Annotated in this window: 1 protein-coding gene; it reads right to left on the reverse strand. The window is 63.6% G+C overall.

The window, feature by feature from the left end; translation table 11 throughout:
• Window positions 1-15: 15 nt before the first annotated feature.
• A protein-coding gene (locus tag LQ220_RS24785) for an IS630 family transposase (RefSeq protein ID WP_156106025.1) occupies window positions 16-962 on the reverse strand; the annotation gives its coding sequence in 2 pieces (ribosomal slippage) (window positions 16-626 and window positions 626-962; 948 coding nt in all).
• Between the last annotated feature and the right edge of the window lie 94 nt (window positions 963-1,056).

A 1,056-nucleotide genomic window follows, 5' to 3' on the forward strand; every position in this document is an offset into this window, starting at 1 on the left:
TAGAGCGGTTTCCATTCATTCCGGTTCATAGCCGCATGATTTGAAGTAGTTTGCACATTCGTCGGGCTTGAAGATATCGACGAGCCTGCCGATCAGGTCCCACAGGCCGCTGACGGTGCGCTCTCCTGCCTTGCGGAGCATGGCCTTGAGCCGGGAGAAGGCCTTTTCGATTGGATTGAAGTCCGGGCTGTATGGCGGGAGGAAGCGCAGGGTCGCGCCGGCAGCTTCGATCCTTTCCTTCACGGCGGCCCGTTTGTGGCTCGAGAGGTTGTCCATGATGACCACGTCGCCGGGACGCAGTTCGGGCACCAGCACCTGGGCGACATAGGCTTCGAACCAGTCGCCGTTGATCGGCCCGTCCAGCACCATCGGCGCGACCATGCCATCCATGCGCAGGCCCGCGACCAGCGTGGTGGTCTTGCGGTGGCCGTGCGGGAAGCCCATCCGCAGCCGCTCGCCCTTCCGGCAGCGGCCATGGCTGCGGGTCATGTTGGTGGCGGTCCACGTCTCGTCGATGAAGACGAGGCGTTCGGGTTCGAGGTCGATCTGGCCGTCGAACCAATGCTGCCGTTGCCTCAGGACGTCGGGACGGTCCTGCTCGATCGCGTGACCGGTCTTTTTTTGCGCGTGATCCCGTGACGCACGAAGAAGCGATGCACCGTGCCGATACCGACCAGGGCCCCACGCTCGATCAGCCGCGCCTGAACCTCGACCAAGGTCATGTCGCCCTGCTCTGCGATCAGTTCCCGAATGAAGCCGCCGTGCGCTTCGATCTTACCTGAATGCCGGTCACCGCCGCGCGGCTTGGCAACGGCCCGGCCATGCTCCAACGCAAGCCGTCGCCAGCGGATCGCGCTCGACACGCTGACCCCGAAGCGGGCCGCTGCCGCATGGCAACTCAGCCCACCATCAATCGCTGCGACAACTCGGTCCCGAAGATCCTGTGATAGCGTTCGTGCCATCCATGCTGGCCTCCTGCCACCAGCAGGAAGGCTGAATCACAACGGCGCCGCGAAGGGAATCCCTGACGAGTCAGATCGTGTGGAAACCGCTCTA

This window comes from Sphingobium sp. CECT 9361 (genome assembly GCF_918741285.1).
Classification (GTDB): Bacteria; Pseudomonadota; Alphaproteobacteria; order Sphingomonadales; family Sphingomonadaceae; genus Sphingobium.